This is a genomic window from Streptomyces sp. NPDC004658 (assembly GCF_040609555.1).
Classification (GTDB): domain Bacteria; phylum Actinomycetota; class Actinomycetes; order Streptomycetales; family Streptomycetaceae; genus Streptomyces.
In genome coordinates this window covers 37536-53195 of record NZ_JBEXKG010000044.1, presented here as the reverse complement: position 1 = coordinate 53195, position 15660 = coordinate 37536, and the positions used below count along the sequence as shown (strand labels likewise).

Genomic DNA, 15660 nt, shown 5'->3' with positions numbered 1-15660 from the left:
GACATGTTCACCGCGATGATGGACGGCATCAAGGAGGAGTCCGTCGGCTACCTGTTCAACCTGGAAGTCCAGGTCGAGCAGCAGGTCGAGGAGGTGCCTGCTTCGCCTACTCCGCGCGCTCCTCGCCGCGCGCCTTCAGGGCGCGGGACAGGTCGTCCAGGCGGTCGGCGAGGGTGCGGCGCAGGGCCGGGGTGAGGTCGGCGTCGCGCAGGCAGGCCTCGCCGAGGCGGAGGTTCTCGGCGTCGACGGCGTGGGCCGGGAAGCACCAGCGGCCGGCGGCGACGGCGATGGCGGGGCCGCGGCGGGCGGCGACGGCGGCCGCGTCCGCGTAGAAGCGCGGCACGTACTCCCGTACCAGCTCCGCCTGTTCGGGCTGCCAGAAGCCCTGGGCGGTGGCCGTGAAGAGGTAGTTGGACAGGTCGTCGCCGGCGAACATCGCCTCCCAGGCGGCGCGCTTGGCCTCAGGGTCGGGCAGGGCGGCACGGCAGCGGGCGGCGCCCTCCTGGCCGGTGGCGCTCGGGTCGCGCGCCAGTTCGGCGGCGATGGCGTCCTCGTCGGTGGCGCCGAGCACGGCGAGCCGGGCGAGGATGCGCCAGCGCAGTTCGGGGTCGAGTTCCGGTCCGCCGGGCACGATGCCGTCGGCGAGCCAGGCGGCGATGGTCTCCGGGTGGGCGGCGACGTCGATCAGGTGCCGTACGGCGATCAGCCGCAGGCCGGGGTGGTCGCCGTCCTCGGTGCGCCGCAGCAGGTCGCGGCAGAGCGAGGTGAGGGTGGCCAGGGCCGCCGGGCGGTCCTCCGGTGCCAGGTACTGGTCGGCGAGCTGGCCGGCGGCGAAGGCGAGGACGCCTTGGGCGACGGCCAGGTCGGTCTCGCGGGGCAGGTGGGCGCGGGCCGTCTCCAGGTAGGCGGCGGGCGGGAGTTCGCCGTCGCGGACGGCGTCCCTGAGGGCGTTCCAGACGACCGCGCGGGTGAGCGGGTCCGGCAGGCCGGACAGGCTGGTGCGGAGCGTCTCGAAGGAGGCGGCGTCGAAGCGGATCTTGGCGTAGGTGAGGTCGCCGTCGTTGAGGAGGACCAGGGCGGGGCGCTTGCCGATGGGCTGCGGCGCGGTCTGCGGGACGTCGAGGCCGATGCGCTCGCGCAGTACCAGCCGGCCCTCCTCGGCGACGTCGTGGTCGTACAGGCCGGCGCTGAGGCGGTGCGGGCGGCTGCCGGCGCGGTCGGCGGTCAGCGCGCAGGTGCCGCCGGTGGGGGCGATCCGCGGGGTGAGCGTGTCGACGCCGGTGGTGCGCAGCCAGCTGTCGGCCCAGGCGTGCACGTCGCGGTCGGTGGCCGAGGCGAGGGAGTCGATGAAGTCGGCGAGGGTGGCGTTGCCGAACTTGTGCCGCGTGAAGTGGGTGTTGATGCCGGCGAGGAAGTCCTTCTCGCCGAGCCAGGCGGCCAGCTGGCGCAGCGCGGAGGCGCCCTTGGCGTAGGAGATGCCGTCGAAGTTGAGCAGGGCGGAGGCCGTGTCGTCGACGTTCTCGGGGGCGACCGGGTGGGTGGTGGGCCGCTGGTCGGCGTCGTAGCCCCAGGACTTGCGGGTGACGCCGAACTCGGTCCAGGGGTCGGTGAAGCGGGTGGCCTCGGCGGTGGTCTGGTAGCCCATGTACTCGGCGAAGGACTCGTTCAGCCAGATGTCGTCCCACCACTTGAGGGTGACGAGGTCGCCGAACCACATGTGGGCCATCTCGTGCGCGATGACCATGGCGCGGGTCTGCCGTTCGGTGTCGGTGACGGCGGAGCGGTAGACGAAGTCGTCACGGAAGGTGACCAGGCCCGGGTTCTCCATGGCGCCCGCGTTGAACTCGGGGACGAACGCCTGGTCGTAGGAGTCGAAGGGGTAGGGCTCCTCGAACTTCTCGTGGTAGCGGTCGAAGCACGCGCGCGTGATGTCGAGGATCTCGTCGGCGTCGGTGTCCAGGTGGGGTGCGAGCGAGCGGCGGCAGTGGATGCCGAAGGGCAGTCCGCGGTGCTCGGTGCGCACCGAGTGCCAGGGGCCGGCGGCGACGGCGACCAGGTAGGTGGAGACCGGCGGGGTGGGCGCGGCCTGCCAGAGGCCGTCGCCGCGGTGCTCGGTGACGCCGTTGGCGAGGACGCTCCAGCCCTCGGGGGCCCTGACGGAGACCTCGAAGACGGCCTTCAGGTCGGGCTGGTCGAAGGCGGCGAAGACGCGCTGGACGTCGTCCAGGAACAGCTGCGTGTAGACGTACGTCTCGCCGTCGCTGGGGTCGGTGAAGCGGTGCATGCCCTCGCCGGTGCGGGAGTAGCGCATGACGGCGTCGACGCGCAGTTCGTGCTCGCCGGCGGTGAGGTTCTTCAGCGGCAGCCGGTCGTCGCTGAGGGACTCCGGGTCGAGCGGCTGTCCGTCGAGCGTGACACTGCGCAGCTCGGCGGGCTTCAGCTCGACGAACGTGTCCCCGTCGGACCGCGCCGTGAACCGGATCGCGGTACGGGAGTCGAAGGTCTCGCCACCGGTCGTGAGGTCCAGTTCGACCGTGTACCGGTGGACGTCGAGGAACTGTGCTCGGAGCTGCGCTTCGTCGCGCGTGAGTACGGACATGCAGGCCATGCTGCCTGATGGGGCCGACAGCGCACAGGGGTGGATCGGTACATGGCTTTTGTCCCCTGCGCGCCCCCGTGGCCGCTCACCCGGCCGGCCCCTCCCGGTGTCCCGGCCGGGGCTTTGCTCAGTCCTCGCGCGCCGGCTGTCCGTTGTGGGTGTCCTCGGCGATGCGTTCGTGGTGCCGGATCACCTCGGCGATGATGAAGTTGAGGAATTTCTCGGCGAACGCAGGGTCGAGCTTGGCGTTCTCGGCGAGGCGGCGCAGCCGTTCGATCTGCCGGGCCTCGCGGGCGGGGTCGGCGGGCGGCAGCTGGTGCAGCGCCTTGAGCCGGCCGACCTGCTGGGTGCACTTGAAGCGCTCGGCGAGCATGTGGACGACGGCCGCGTCGATGTTGTCGATGCTGTCGCGCAGCCGCTCCAGTTCCTGGCGGACCTGGGGGTCGTCGGCACCGGTGCCGGTGTTGCTGGTGGTCATGGGGGCTCACCCTATGCGTTTCACGGGCCGTGCCCTACGGGGTGTCCGGGGAGTGGATCACCGGCGGATCGCCGGGGCCGGGACGCGGTCGCTCCATCCGCCGGGGGGCGGTCCCGGACCGGGTCCGGACGGTCCGGGCCTGCTGGGCGCGGAACAGGACGGGGGCGGGGCGGGGCGAGGAGCGCGCGCAGGGTGAGCAGCCGGGAGAGGTGGGCGGGGTCGTCGTGGCCGGGTCGTCGTAGCCGGCGCGGCGGGCGGCGGCTGCGGCGGGCAGCTCGGTCGTGGCGGGGGTCGGCGCGCGGGCCGACCGCCCCAGCCGAACCCGTCCCGCCGGCCGACCGCCTACCGACCGCCCAGTCGGCCCCGTCCCGTCGGCCGGCCCTGTGAGCGATCGTCCGACGGGGCCCTTTCCGTGCGCCGTCCCGCCTACAGTGGAGAGGAGTTCCGGCGTCTTCAGGGGGTGCCGACGTGGCGAACGGCGGGCCGGTCCAGCACGGCTACCCGCATCTGGAGACGGTGCGGGCCGCCATCACCGCGCTCTACCGGCGCCTGTCCCGCGACACCATCGAGACGTTCTCGGCCAGCGTGGTGCCGGCCGACGTGGCCTTCTGCGACACCGACGACCTCCATCTGGGCGCGCAGCGCGTGGCCCGGGAGATCGTGCGGCACTTCCGGCTGCCGGACGCGCGGCTGATCGTCGGCTTCCGGGAGATGACCCACGCGGCGAACGTCGAACTCGCGGCGGGTCCGGAGTACTTCGTCGAGCTGAACGACCGGTTCCGTACCCACCGCAGGGACATCGGCGCCGCGCTCGCCCACGAGGTGGCGCACGTCTACCTGCACCGCCTTGATCTCGCCTTTCCCACCACGGCGGAGAACGAGATCCTGACGGACACGGCGACGACCTATCTCGGCGCGGGCTGGCTGCTGCTGGACGCCTACCGGGAGGACGGGGTCTCGTCGCAGAAACTCGGCTATCTCACCCCGGAGGAGTTCGGTTACGTGCTGGCCAAGCGGGCCCTGCTCTTCCACGAGGACCCGTCGGTGTGGTTCACCAGCCCGCAGGCCTACACCGCCTACGTCAAGGGGATGGCCCGGGCCCGCCAGGACGAGCAGCAGCCGCCGCTGACCGGGGCCGGCTGGGCGGGCCGCCGCCGCTACGCCCACGATCGCCGGCACGCCTCCGGCGCCCCGCCGACCGCCCCGTACTCCTTCACCCCGGACAGCGGCGGCCACCTCGGGGTGACCTTCCCGTGCCCGACCTGCCACCAGCGGATCAGGGTGCCGGTGCGGGGGCGGGTACGGGCGCGGTGCGGGCTGTGCCGGACGGTGCTGGAGTGCGACACGTAGCTCGGCCGGCGGGGGCGGAGTGCGGGGGCGGGGTCCAAGGCAGCTGTCCTTCGCCGAGTCGGGGTGTCAGCCGGTGTGTTCCGACACCGCCCGCCGCGGCAGCGCCGCACACAGCGCCCCGCACACCACGAACGCCTCCACGACCACCGGCGCGGCGGTGTCCCTGTGCCCGGCGGAGGTGGCCGCCGCCAAGCTCACGGCGTGCGAGGCGGCGTACCGGACGGCCCGGACGGCGCTGCAGGAGTGCCGGGAGCTGGTGCTCGCGGACGGGCTCTAGGGGATGCCGGCGGGTTCGCGCGGGGTCGGGTCCCGGTCCGGCGGTACGACGCCCGCCGCGCGTGCGGCCGTGAGCCACCTGGGGAACTCGCCGACGAGACGGTCGTACAGCTCGGCGTCGGAGACGCGGCGCGGGTCCTGGCCGGCGTGGAAGAAGCCGGCGTTGTCCACGATCCGTTTGCCTGGCACCGCCAGTTCGTCCAGCTTGCGCAGGAACTCGAACTGCCGGCTCTCCGGGTCGCCGAAGCCGACGAACTGCCAGAACAGCGGGAGCCGCGCCGCCTTGCAGAGGTGGCGTTCGGCGGCGAGCTTGTTGATCGGTCCGCCGTCGGTCTGGAAGACGACGAGGGCGGGGGCGGTGGCGCCGCTGTCCAGGTAGTGGTCGATGACGGCGTCCATCGCCAGGTGGTAGCTGGTCCTGCCCATGTGGCCGAGCCCGGCCACGATCCTCTCGATGCGGCCCTCGTGTCCGGCGAGGGCGATGTCGGTGACCGCGTCGACGTCCGTGGAGAAGAACACGACGGGGACCCGGCCGTCGTCGTCCAGGTGCGCGGACAGGCCCAGCACCCGGTCGGCGAGCGCCTGCACGCTGCCGTCCCGGTAGTACGGCCGCATCGAACCCGAGTGGTCGACGACGAGGTAGACGGCCGCCCGCAGCCCGTCCAGGCCGTGCTTGCGCAGGGACACCCCCGCCGACCGGTACGCGCCGGCCAGCGCGGGCGCGGTCTCCTCCACCTTGCGCAGACTGATCGCGGCCATGCTCTTCCCCCTGGGCTGTTCCGGCGCCCGAGCGTACCCGTGCGCGGACATGCGACGACGCCTGCCCAGTCGTCCGGTCGGGGACAGGCGGGCAGGCGCCGTTCATGTTCCGTACGCCTTTGTACGGGACGTCAGTGCGGGACCTGGGGTCCGTCGTGCGCGCGTCAGACCGCCAGGGCGCGGTCCGTCGGGCGGATCGGGGCCGGCAGGTCGCTGGCTCCGGTCAGGAAGCGGTCGACCCCGCGGGCGGCCGAGCGGCCCTCCGCGATCGCCCACACGATGAGGGACTGGCCGCGGCCGGCGTCACCGGCGACGAACACACCCGGCACGTTGGTCTGGAAGTCGGCGTCGCGGGCGATGTTACCGCGTTCGTCGAGCTCCAGGCCGAACTGCTCCACCAGGCCGTTCTCCCGGTCGGTGCCGGTGAAGCCCATGGCGAGGGTGACCAGCTGGGCCGGGATCTTGCGCTCGGTGCCCGGCTTCGGGGTCAGCCTGCCGTCGATGAACTCCACCTCGGTGAGGTGCAGCCACTGCACGTTGCCGTCCTCGTCGCCCTCGAAGTGGGTGGTGGAGACGGAGTAGACCCGCTCGCCGCCCTCCTCGTGGGCCGAGGTGACCTTGTAGAGCATCGGGAAGGTCGGCCAGGGCTGGTTGACCGGGTGCCGCTCGTCGCTCGGGCGGGGCATGATCTCCAGCTGGGTGACGGAGGCGGCGCCCTGCCGGTGGGCGGTGCCCACGCAGTCCGCGCCGGTGTCACCGCCGCCGATGACGACGACGTGCTTGCCCTCGGCCGAGATCGGGGCGGTGACGTAGTCACCCTCCTGGACCTTGTTGGCGAGCGGCAGGTACTCCATGGCCTGGTAGATGCCCTTGAGCTCGCGGCCGGGCACCGGCAGGTCACGGGCGGTCGTGGCACCGACGGCCAGGACCACGGCGTCGTACCGCTTCTTCAGGTCGGTCGCCTTCATGTCGCGGCCGATCTCGATGCCGGTGCGGAAGCGGGTGCCCTCCGCGCGCATCTGCTCGATACGGCGGTTGATGTGCCGCTTCTCCATCTTGAACTCGGGGATGCCGTACCGGAGGAGGCCTCCGACGCGGTCCGCGCGCTCGTAGACGGCGACCGTGTGACCGGCCCGGGTCAGCTGCTGGGCGGCGGCGAGACCCGCCGGGCCGGAGCCGACGACCGCGACCGTCTTGCCGGACAGGCGCTCGGGGATCTGCGGGGCGACGTCCCCGGTCTCCCACGCCTTGTCGATGATCGAGACCTCGACGTTCTTGATGGTGACCGGCGGCTGGTTGATGCCCAGCACGCACGCCGACTCGCAGGGGGCCGGGCAGAGGCGACCGGTGAACTCCGGGAAGTTGTTGGTCGCGTGCAGCCGTTCCTGGGCGGCGGCCCAGTCCTCGCGGTAGGCGTAGTCGTTCCACTCGGGGATCAGGTTCCCGAGCGGACAGCCGTTGTGGCAGAACGGGATGCCGCAGTCCATGCAGCGGCTGGCCTGCTTGCTGATGATCGGCAGCAGGGAGCCGGGGACGTAGACCTCGTTCCAGTCCTTGACCCGCTCGTCGACGGGGCGGGTCTTGGCGACCTCACGGCCGTGGTTCAGGAAGCCCTTGGGGTCAGCCATTGATCGCCGCCTCCATCATCTTCTCGGTGATCTCGGTCTCGGGGAGACCGGCTCGCTCGGCGGCGTCCTTGGCGGCGAGCACTGCCTTGTACGTGCTGGGGATGATCTTGCTGAAGCGCTCCACGGCCGTGTCCCAGTCGGCGAGCAGCTTCTCGGCGACCGTCGAGCCGGTCTCCTCGGCGTGGCGGCGCACCACGTCGTGCAGCCACTGCTTGTCCGCCTCGTCCAGCGCCTCGACGGACTCGACGTTGCCGGCGTTGACGTTGTCGCGGTCGAGGTCGATGACGTAGGCGATACCGCCGGACATGCCCGCCGCGAAGTTGCGGCCGGTCGGGCCGAGGACGACGGCGTGACCGCCGGTCATGTACTCGCAGCCGTGGTCGCCCACGCCCTCGGAGACGACCAGCGCCCCGGAGTTGCGGACGCAGAACCGCTCACCGGTACGGCCGCGCAGGAACAGCTCGCCGCCGGTGGCGCCGTAGGCGATGGTGTTGCCCGCGATGGTCGAGTACTCGGCGAGGTGGTCGGCCGCCCGGTCCGGGCGGACGATGATCCGGCCCCCGGAGAGGCCCTTGCCGACGTAGTCGTTGGCGTCGCCCTCCAGGCGGAGGGTGACACCGCGCGGCAGGAACGCGCCGAAGGACTGGCCGGCCGAGCCGGTGAAGGTGATGTCGATGGTGTCGTCGGGCAGGCCCGCGCCGCCGAACTTCTTCGTCACCTCGTGACCGAGCATGGTGCCGACCGTGCGGTTGATGTTGCGGATGGCGACCTGGGCGCGCACCGGCTGTGCCTCGGTGGCGTCCGAAGCGGCCAGCGCGTCGGCGGCGAGCTTGATCAGCTCGTTGTCCAGGGCCTTCTCCAGGCCGTGGTCCTGGGCGACCAGCTGGTGGCGGACGGCACCCTCGGGCAGGTCCGGCACGTGGAACAGCGGCTCCAGGTCCAGGCCCTGCGCCTTCCAGTGGTCGACCGCGCGCTCGACGTCCAGCACCTCGGCGTGGCCGACGGCCTCCTCGATGGAGCGGAAGCCCAGCTCGGCGAGGAGCTCGCGGACCTCCTCGGCGATGAACTGGAAGAAGTTCACGACGTACTCGGCCTTGCCGGCGAAGCGGTCGCGCAGGGTCGGGTTCTGGGTGGCGATGCCGACCGGGCAGGTGTCCAGGTGGCAGACGCGCATCATCACGCAGCCGGAGACGACGAGCGGAGCGGTCGCGAAACCGAACTCCTCGGCGCCGAGCAGCGCGGCGATGACCACGTCACGGCCGGTCTTCAGCTGGCCGTCGGTCTGGACGACGATGCGGTCGCGCAGGCCGTTGAGCAGCAGGGTCTGCTGGGTCTCGGCGAGGCCCAGCTCCCAGGGGCCGCCCGCGTGCTTGAGGGACGTCAGCGGGGAGGCGCCCGTACCGCCGTCGTGGCCGGAGATGAGCACGACGTCCGCGTGCGCCTTGGACACACCGGCCGCGACCGTGCCGACGCCGACCTCGGAGACCAGCTTCACGTGGATCCGCGCCTGCGGGTTCGCGTTCTTCAGGTCGTGGATCAGCTGGGCCAGGTCCTCGATGGAGTAGATGTCGTGGTGCGGCGGCGGCGAGATCAGGCCGACGCCCGGCGTCGAGTGACGCGTCTTGGCGACCCACGGGTAGACCTTGTGGCCGGGCAGCTGGCCGCCCTCGCCGGGCTTGGCGCCCTGGGCCATCTTGATCTGGATGTCGTCCGCGTTGACCAGGTACTCGGAGGTCACGCCGAAGCGGCCGGACGCGACCTGCTTGATCGCCGAGCGGCGCGCGGGGTCGTACAGGCGCTCCGGGTCCTCGCCGCCCTCACCGGTGTTGGACTTGCCGCCCAGCTGGTTCATGGCGATGGCGAGGGTCTCGTGCGCCTCCTTGGAGATGGAGCCGTACGACATGGCGCCCGTCGAGAACCGCTTGACGATCTCGGAGACCGGCTCGACCTCCTCGACCGGGATCGGCTGCCGGTCGGACCTGAAGCCGAACAGGCCGCGCAGCGTCATCAGGCGCTCGGACTGCTCGTTCACCCGCTCGGTGTACTTCTTGAAGATGTCGTACCGGCCGGTGCGCGTGGAGTGCTGCAGGCGGAAGACCGTCTCCGGGTCGAACAGGTGCGGCTCGCCCTCGCGGCGCCACTGGTACTCGCCGCCGATCTCCAGCGCGCGGTGCGCGGGGGCGATGCCGGAGGCCGGGTAGGCCTTGGCGTGGCGGGCGGCGACCTCCTGGGCGATGACGTCGATGCCGACGCCGCCGATCTTGGTGGCGGTGCCGTTGAAGTACTTCTCCACGAAGGCCTCGTCCAGGCCGACGGCCTCGAAGACCTGGGCGCCGCGGTAGGAGGCGACGGTGGAGATGCCCATCTTGGACATGACCTTCAGGACGCCCTTGCCGAGGGCGTAGATCAGGTTGCGGATGGCCTGCTCGGGCTCGATGCCGTTGATGAAGGTGCCCGCGCGCAGCAGGTCCTCCACCGACTCCATCGCCAGGTACGGGTTGACGGCGGCGGCGCCGTAGCCGATGAGCAGGGCGACGTGGTGGACCTCGCGGACGTCGCCGGCCTCGACCAGCAGGCCCACCTGGGTGCGCTGCTTGGTGCGGATGAGGTGGTGGTGGACGGCCGCGGTGAGCAGCAGTGACGGGATCGGCGCGTGCTCGGCGTCGGAGTGCCGGTCGGACAGGACGATCAGGCGGGCGCCGTTCTCGATCGCCGCGTCGGCCTCGGCGCAGATCTCCTCGATGCGGGCGGCGAGGGCCTCACCGCCGCCGGAGACCCGGTACAGGCCGGACAGCGTGGCGGCCTTGAAGCCGGGCATGTCGCCGTCGGCGTTGATGTGGATGAGCTTGGCCAGCTCGTCGTTGTCGATGACCGGGAAGGGCAGCACGACGGAGCGGCAGGAGGCGGCGGTCGGCTCCAGCAGGTTGCCCTGCGGGCCCAGCGACGAGCGCAGGGAGGTGACCAGTTCCTCGCGGATCGCGTCCAGCGGCGGGTTGGTGACCTGCGCGAACAGCTGGGTGAAGTAGTCGAAGAGCAGCCGCGGGCGCTCGGACAGGGCCGCGATCGGCGAGTCCGTGCCCATGGAGCCGATCGGCTCGGCGCCGGTGCGGGCCATCGGGGCGAGGATGACGCGCAGCTCCTCCTCGGTGTAGCCGAAGGTCTGCTGGCGGCGGGTGACCGAGGCGTGGGTGTGGACGATGTGCTCGCGCTCGGGCAGGTCGCCCAGCTCGATCTCGCCGGCCTCCAGCCACTCGGCGTACGGCTTCTCCGCGGCGAGGGACGCCTTGATCTCGTCGTCCTCGATGATGCGGTGCTCGGCGGTGTCGACGAGGAACATCTTGCCGGGCTGGAGGCGGCCCTTGCGGACGACCTTGGCCTGGTCGATGTCGAGGACGCCGACCTCGGAGCCGAGGACGACGAGGCCGTCGTCGGTGACCCAGTAGCGGCCGGGGCGCAGGCCGTTGCGGTCGAGCACGGCGCCGACCTGGGTGCCGTCGGTGAAGGTGACGCAGGCCGGGCCGTCCCAGGGCTCCATCATCGTGGAGTGGAACTGGTAGAAGGCGCGCCGGGCCGGGTCCATGGAGTCGTGGTTCTCCCACGCCTCGGGGATCATCATCAGCACGGAGTGCGGCAGCGAACGGCCGCCCAGGTGCAGCAGCTCCAGGACCTCGTCGAAGGAGGCGGAGTCGGAGGCGTCCGGCGTACAGACCGGGAAGATCCGCTCGATGGCCTTGTCGTCGGAACCGAACAGGTCCGACACCAGCTGCGACTCGCGGGCGACCATCCAGTTGCGGTTGCCCTTGACGGTGTTGATCTCACCGTTGTGCGCGACGAAGCGGTACGGGTGCGCGAGCGGCCACGACGGGAAGGTGTTCGTGGAGAACCGGGAGTGCACGAGCGCGATCGCGGAGGCGAAGCGGCGGTCGGACAGGTCCGGGAAGAAGGGCTCCAGCTGGCCGGTGGTCAGCATGCCCTTGTAGACGATCGTCCGGGCGGACAGGGACGGGAAGTAGACCCCGGCCTCGCGCTCGGCGCGCTTGCGCAGCACGAAGGCCTTGCGGTCCAGCGCGATGCCCTCGCTGGCGCCGCCGTCGGTGACGAAGATCTGGCGGAAGACCGGCATGGTGGAGCGGGCGGTGGAGCCGAGCAGCTCCGGGGCGACCGGGACCTCACGCCAGCCGAGGACGGTGAGGCCCTCGTCGTCGGCGATCGTCTCGATGTGCGAGACGGCGTCCTCGGTCCCGTCCCCCGGCAGGAAGGCGATGCCTACGGCATAGGAGCCGGCTGCGGGAAGGTCGAAACCGGCCACTTCGCGGAGGAAGGCGTCCGGCACCTGCGAGAGGATGCCCGCGCCGTCGCCGGAGTCGGGCTCGGAGCCGGTGGCACCCCGGTGCTCCAGGTTGCGCAGGACGGTGAGGGCCTGCTCGACCAGGGTGTGGGACGCCTCGCCGGTGAGGGTGGCGACGAAACCGACGCCGCACGCGTCGTGTTCGTTGCGGGGGTCGTACATACCCTGCGCAGCAGGGCGAGCATCCATGAACGACCAGTTCTGGCCATTCGCGGAGTGCTGGGACGGCTGGCGCGGCGTACGCATCGGCTCTCCCGTCGTCGTCATGTGGCATGTGGCAGGTGCCGAGGGACGACGTTGGCCCTCTGCGTGAGATCTGCGATGAGATCAAAATTTCGTGCAGGTTACATGATGGAGCGGTTCTCGGGAACCGGAAACACCGTTCCAGCATGCGGACGCCGCGGTCGCGGCGGAGGTGCCGCGCGGACGCGGCGGGTGCCGTGCGGTGACGGCGCGGTGCCGTGTGAGGACGGCGGTGCCGTGCGGTGACGGCGGGGGCCGCGGGGTGGCGGCCGACGGATGCGGGGGGACCGTTGCGGACACGATCGGTCGGATCGGCGTCCGGCGGCCCTGAGGGGGGTGGGGGCGAGCGTCATCGCCCACCCCACGGGGGTGCGGCAGGCGTCATTGCCCGCAGCGCTTACGGCTCATGCCCGGTGGTCACGCACTCGAAACCAGCGAGTAACGGGTACTTATGCGGCCCATCGCATAGGTACCGGTCGAGCTATCCTACGGCCGTTCCGAACAGGCTGCCCAGGGCGTACGTCACACCGGCCGCCGCACCACCGAGCGCGAGCTGCCGCAGACCACTGAACCACCAGCTGCGCGCGGTCACCTTGGCCACGACGGCACCGCACCCGAAGAGGCCGGCGAGAGCCAGCAGGACGGCGGGCCACAGCGCGGTCGCACCGAGCAGGTACGGCAGCAGGGGCAGCAGGGCGCCGAGGGCGAACGAGCCGAAGGACGAGACCGCGGCGACCAGCGGCGAGGGCAGGTCCCCCGGGTCGATGCCCAGCTCCTCACGGGCGTGGATCTCCAGGGCCTGCTCCGGGTCCTTGGACAGCTGCCGGGCGACCTGCCGGGCCAGCCCCGGCTCGACCCCGCGGGCCACGTACAGGGCCGCCAGCTCGTCCTCCTCGTCCTGCGGGTGCCTGCGCAGCTCACGGCGCTCGACGTCGAGTTCCGCCTCGACGAGCTCCCGCTGGGAGGCGACGGAGGTGTACTCGCCGGCCGCCATGGAGAAGGCGCCGGCGGCGAGCCCCGCCAGACCGGTGATGACGATGGTCTGGTGGCTCACGGACCCGCCGGCCACGCCCGTCATCAGGGCGAGGTTGGAGACGAGACCGTCCATGGCACCGAAGACGGCGGGGCGCAGCCACCCGCCGTTCACGTCGCGGTGCGTGTGGTTGTCTCGGTGCGCCTCGTGCAGCGCGGCCTCGGTTTCGATGATGGCCATCCGGGCCCCCCAGGGAAGCTAAGCCAAAGCTAACTTTGGACGAGTTCTACTTTTCGACAACACAGAACTTACGCCCATCCTTCCGTCCGCGCCAGCAAGGAAAGGCTGAGCTAACCTGCACTTTCTCCCGTGAGCGCTCATACGTGCGAATGCCAGCTCAGTTGCCGACCGGGTGACAGGGGCACCCCCCGAGGCTCACGCGGCCCCCTGCCGTGGGACACATCCGCCAAGGGTCCCCGTGCGACCCGCCGAAGGAGGCCGACCATGGCATCGATCGCCTGCACCGCCCCGGCCCCGGCGCCCGGTGACGCCACCGGCCTGCGCGAACGGGCCCGCGGTGCGCTGCTCGGCCTGGCCGTCGGGGACGCCCTCGGGGCACCGGCGGAGAACCTCAGACCCTCCGAGATCCGCGCCCGCTGGGGCCGGATCACCGGGTACGTCAGCGAGCAGCCGTACGGCACGGACGACACCGAGTACGCGATCTTCTCCGGACTGCTGCTGGCCCGGCACGGCGCCGCGCTCACACCGGAGCATGTCGAGGCGGCCTGGCACGAATGGATCGCCGACCGGGCCGAGGGGCCCTTCCGCGGTGCGGGCTTCAGCGAGCGCGGCACGCTGGAGAACCTCCGCCGCGGCCTCGCCGCCCCCATCTCGGCCCAGCACCGGCACGCCTGGAGCGACGGGCTGGCGATGCGGGCGGCGCCCTTCGGGGTGTTCGCCGCCGGGCGCCCCACCGAAGCGGCCCGCCTGGTGGCCGTCGACGGCTCGGTCAGCCACGAGGGCGAGGGCATCTACGGCGGCCAGGCGGTCGCGGCGGGCGTGGCCGCGGCGATGACCGGCGCGGCGGTCCCCGTGGTGATCGCCGCCGCCCTCGCGGTGATCCCGGACGACTCCTGGACGGCCCGCTCCCTGCGGCGCGCGGTGGCGGTCGCGCACCGCGGCGAACGCGCGGTCCGCTCCGCCGTCGTCATCGGCGGCTATCCCTGGACCGACCTGGCCCCGGAAGCGGTCGCCCTCGCCTTCGGCGCGTACGCGGCGGCCGACGGCGATTTCCGGGAGGCGGTCCTCACGGCCGTCAACATGGGCCGCGACGCGGACACGACGGCGGCGGTGGCGGGCGCCCTCTCCGGCGCCACCCAGGGCCTCTCGGCCATCCCGCCGGCCTGGGCCACCGCCATCGGCCCGGCCCGCGGCCGCTGCCTGCCGTCCATCGCCGGCCACCACGTCCTGGAGATCGCGGAACTCCTGGTGACGGCGGCGGAAGCCGGCACCGGAGGGACGGCGGCCGGGGTGGCGGGGAAGCGGGAGGTGATCGCGGCGCACACGGCGCCGGCATCGGAAACAGGGGTGGCGGGGAAGCGGGAGGTGATCGTGGCGCACACGGCGCCGGCATCGGAAACAGGGGTGGCGGGGAAGCGGGAGGCGATCGCGGCGCACACGGCGCCGGCATCGGAAACAGGGGCGGCACGGAAGCGGGAGGTGATCGCGGCGCACACGGCGCCGGCACTGGCCACGGTCCTGCCGGCGGCCGTCGCGGAGGGGGAGCGGGCGGCAGGCGAGTGTGTGGTGCAGCCACCCCCACGGCCGGCCGGACTTCAGCGCAGCCCCCTCGCCGGGCAACCGGACGGTGAGGGCCGGTCATGACAGCGCGCCGTATCGAGGGCCTCCTCCTCGGCCTGGCCGCGGGAGACGCCGCCGGCTGGCCCGCCGCCCGGCACCGCGCCGTCCGCATGCCCGAGTGGACCCGCCGCCTCACCCGGGAACTGGACACGTTCGCCGAGCAGAACGCCACCACCACCCTCCCGGTGCCGATCGCCCTCAACCAGCCCCCCGGGCCGCTTCGCCTCGGCCCCTCCGACGACGCGGAGTGGGCGGCGTTCGCCGCGGAGGCCGTTCTGCGCGCCGGCGACGACGACGTCCTCGGCGACCTGAGCCGAGCCCGCCGTATGCGCGCCGCCATCGACCTGACCTGGACCGCCGTGGCCTCCGAGGTGGCCGCCGCCGCGGACCGCGCGCCGGAGATCGAGTCCGCCGTACTGCCGCTGCGCGCCCGCATCTCCGTCCGCGCCGGCCTCGGCAACCTCGCCGCCGGCCTGCGCCCGCCCGCCACCGGCCACGACAACCCGCACTACTTCGACGACGCGGCCTGCGTCCGCGCCTGCGTCCTCGCCGTGGCCCACCCCGGCGACCCGCAACAGGCCGCGGCGCTCGCCGAGTTCGACGCCCGCTACACCCAGGACGGCGACGGCGTGCACGGCGCGCGGGCCATGGCGTCGGCCCTCTCCCTCGCCCTCGCCGACGCGGACACCGACACCTGTGTGTCCGCCGCGCTCGCCGAACTCCCGGCGGACACCGAGATCGGCCGCAACGCCCGCCACGCCCTCGCCCTGGCCGAGGACAGCGAGTCGGCCTTCGCCCTCGTCCCCCTCCTGGAGCACCAGATCGTCGACCACGTCTACAGCTACGGCATCGCCGCCGCCGAGACCGTCCCCGTCGCCCTGGCCCTCGCCACCGCCGCCCGCGGCCGGATCGCCGAGGCCGTACCGGCCGCCGCCTGCCTGTCCCGGGTCGCCGACTCCGCCCCCGCCCTCGCCGGCGCGCTCACCGGCGCCCTGGGCGGCGGCGCGGCCATCCCGGGAAGCTGGCGGGACGCCTGCCGCATCCTGCCGGGCTGCACCCTGCCCCGCCTTACCGGCACCGACCTGGTGGAACTCGCCGGACTCCTGGAAGCCGCACAACCGGCCCGCCCAGGAGGATGATTCGGGG

General features: G+C 72.4%; 10 protein-coding genes. 4 read left to right on the top strand and 6 right to left on the bottom strand.

Going from position 1 to position 15660, the window contains the following annotated elements:
* Window positions 1–106: 106 nt before the first annotated feature.
* Window positions 107–2599, bottom strand: coding sequence for an aminopeptidase N (gene pepN / locus ABZV94_RS17805; protein WP_356341282.1), 2493 nt, complete (start codon window positions 2597–2599; stop codon window positions 107–109).
* Between the two features lie 127 nt (window positions 2600–2726).
* Window positions 2727–3077, bottom strand: a complete 351-nt coding sequence (locus ABZV94_RS17800) for a chorismate mutase (RefSeq protein ID WP_356341281.1) — start codon at window positions 3075–3077, stop codon at window positions 2727–2729.
* A 468-nt stretch (window positions 3078–3545) separates the two neighbouring features.
* On the opposite strand from ABZV94_RS17800, the gene ABZV94_RS17795 reads away from it, so the two are divergent.
* The gene (locus tag ABZV94_RS17795; protein WP_356341280.1) at window positions 3546–4427 is read left to right on the top strand and encodes a hypothetical protein; all 882 of its coding nucleotides are present in this window, start codon (window positions 3546–3548) and stop codon (window positions 4425–4427) included.
* 73 nt (window positions 4428–4500) lie between these two features.
* The gene (locus ABZV94_RS17790; protein WP_356341279.1) at window positions 4501–4704 is read left to right on the top strand and encodes a hypothetical protein; all 204 of its coding nucleotides are present in this window, start codon (window positions 4501–4503) and stop codon (window positions 4702–4704) included.
* Here the strand turns inward: ABZV94_RS17790 and ABZV94_RS17785 are convergent.
* The 4 genes from ABZV94_RS17785 to ABZV94_RS17770 all read right to left on the bottom strand — a co-directional run bounded on the left by ABZV94_RS17785 (window position 4701) and on the right by ABZV94_RS17770 (window position 12894).
* Window positions 4701–5462, bottom strand: a complete 762-nt coding sequence (locus ABZV94_RS17785; protein ID WP_356341278.1) for a VWA domain-containing protein — start codon at window positions 5460–5462, stop codon at window positions 4701–4703. The genes ABZV94_RS17790 and ABZV94_RS17785 overlap by 4 nt on opposite strands.
* Window positions 5463–5626: 164 nt before the next feature.
* Window positions 5627–7090, bottom strand: coding sequence for a glutamate synthase subunit beta (locus tag ABZV94_RS17780; RefSeq protein WP_356341277.1), 1464 nt, complete (start codon window positions 7088–7090; stop codon window positions 5627–5629).
* Window positions 7083–11684, bottom strand: a complete 4602-nt coding sequence (gene gltB / locus ABZV94_RS17775) for a glutamate synthase large subunit (RefSeq protein WP_356341276.1) — start codon at window positions 11682–11684, stop codon at window positions 7083–7085. Before gltB ends, ABZV94_RS17780 begins: the two co-directional genes overlap by 8 nt.
* Before the next feature lie 478 nt (window positions 11685–12162).
* Window positions 12163–12894, bottom strand: coding sequence for a VIT1/CCC1 transporter family protein (locus ABZV94_RS17770; protein WP_356341275.1), 732 nt, complete (start codon window positions 12892–12894; stop codon window positions 12163–12165).
* Between the two features lie 264 nt (window positions 12895–13158).
* Here ABZV94_RS17770 and ABZV94_RS17765 point away from each other — a divergent pair, with 264 nt between their 5' ends.
* Together ABZV94_RS17765 and ABZV94_RS17760 are read left to right on the top strand one after the other, a co-directional pair.
* Complete coding sequence (locus ABZV94_RS17765; RefSeq protein ID WP_356341274.1) at window positions 13159–14538, top strand: ADP-ribosylglycohydrolase family protein; 1380 nt, start codon at window positions 13159–13161, stop codon at window positions 14536–14538.
* Window positions 14535–15653, top strand: coding sequence for an ADP-ribosylglycohydrolase family protein (locus ABZV94_RS17760; RefSeq protein ID WP_356341273.1), 1119 nt, complete (start codon window positions 14535–14537; stop codon window positions 15651–15653). The genes ABZV94_RS17765 and ABZV94_RS17760 overlap by 4 nt, the downstream gene beginning before the upstream one ends.
* Window positions 15654–15660: the final 7 nt, after the last annotated feature.

Bases quoted from the DNA above. Each gene is read 5' to 3' on its own strand.
- ABZV94_RS17770 (WP_356341275.1), bottom strand. From the start codon at position 12,894: ATGGCCATCATCGAAACCGAGGCCGCGCTGCACGAGGCGCACCGAGAC.
- gltB (WP_356341276.1), bottom strand. From the start codon at position 11,684: ATGCGTACGCCGCGCCAGCCGTCCCAGCACTCCGCGAATGGCCAGAAC.
- ABZV94_RS17780 (WP_356341277.1), bottom strand. From the start codon at position 7,090: ATGGCTGACCCCAAGGGCTTCCTGAACCACGGCCGTGAGGTCGCCAAG.
- ABZV94_RS17765 (WP_356341274.1), top strand. From the start codon at position 13,159: ATGGCATCGATCGCCTGCACCGCCCCGGCCCCGGCGCCCGGTGACGCC.
- ABZV94_RS17785 (WP_356341278.1), bottom strand. From the start codon at position 5,462: ATGGCCGCGATCAGTCTGCGCAAGGTGGAGGAGACCGCGCCCGCGCTG.
- pepN (WP_356341282.1), bottom strand. From the start codon at position 2,599: ATGTCCGTACTCACGCGCGACGAAGCGCAGCTCCGAGCACAGTTCCTC.
- ABZV94_RS17760 (WP_356341273.1), top strand. From the start codon at position 14,535: ATGACAGCGCGCCGTATCGAGGGCCTCCTCCTCGGCCTGGCCGCGGGA.
- ABZV94_RS17800 (WP_356341281.1), bottom strand. From the start codon at position 3,077: ATGACCACCAGCAACACCGGCACCGGTGCCGACGACCCCCAGGTCCGC.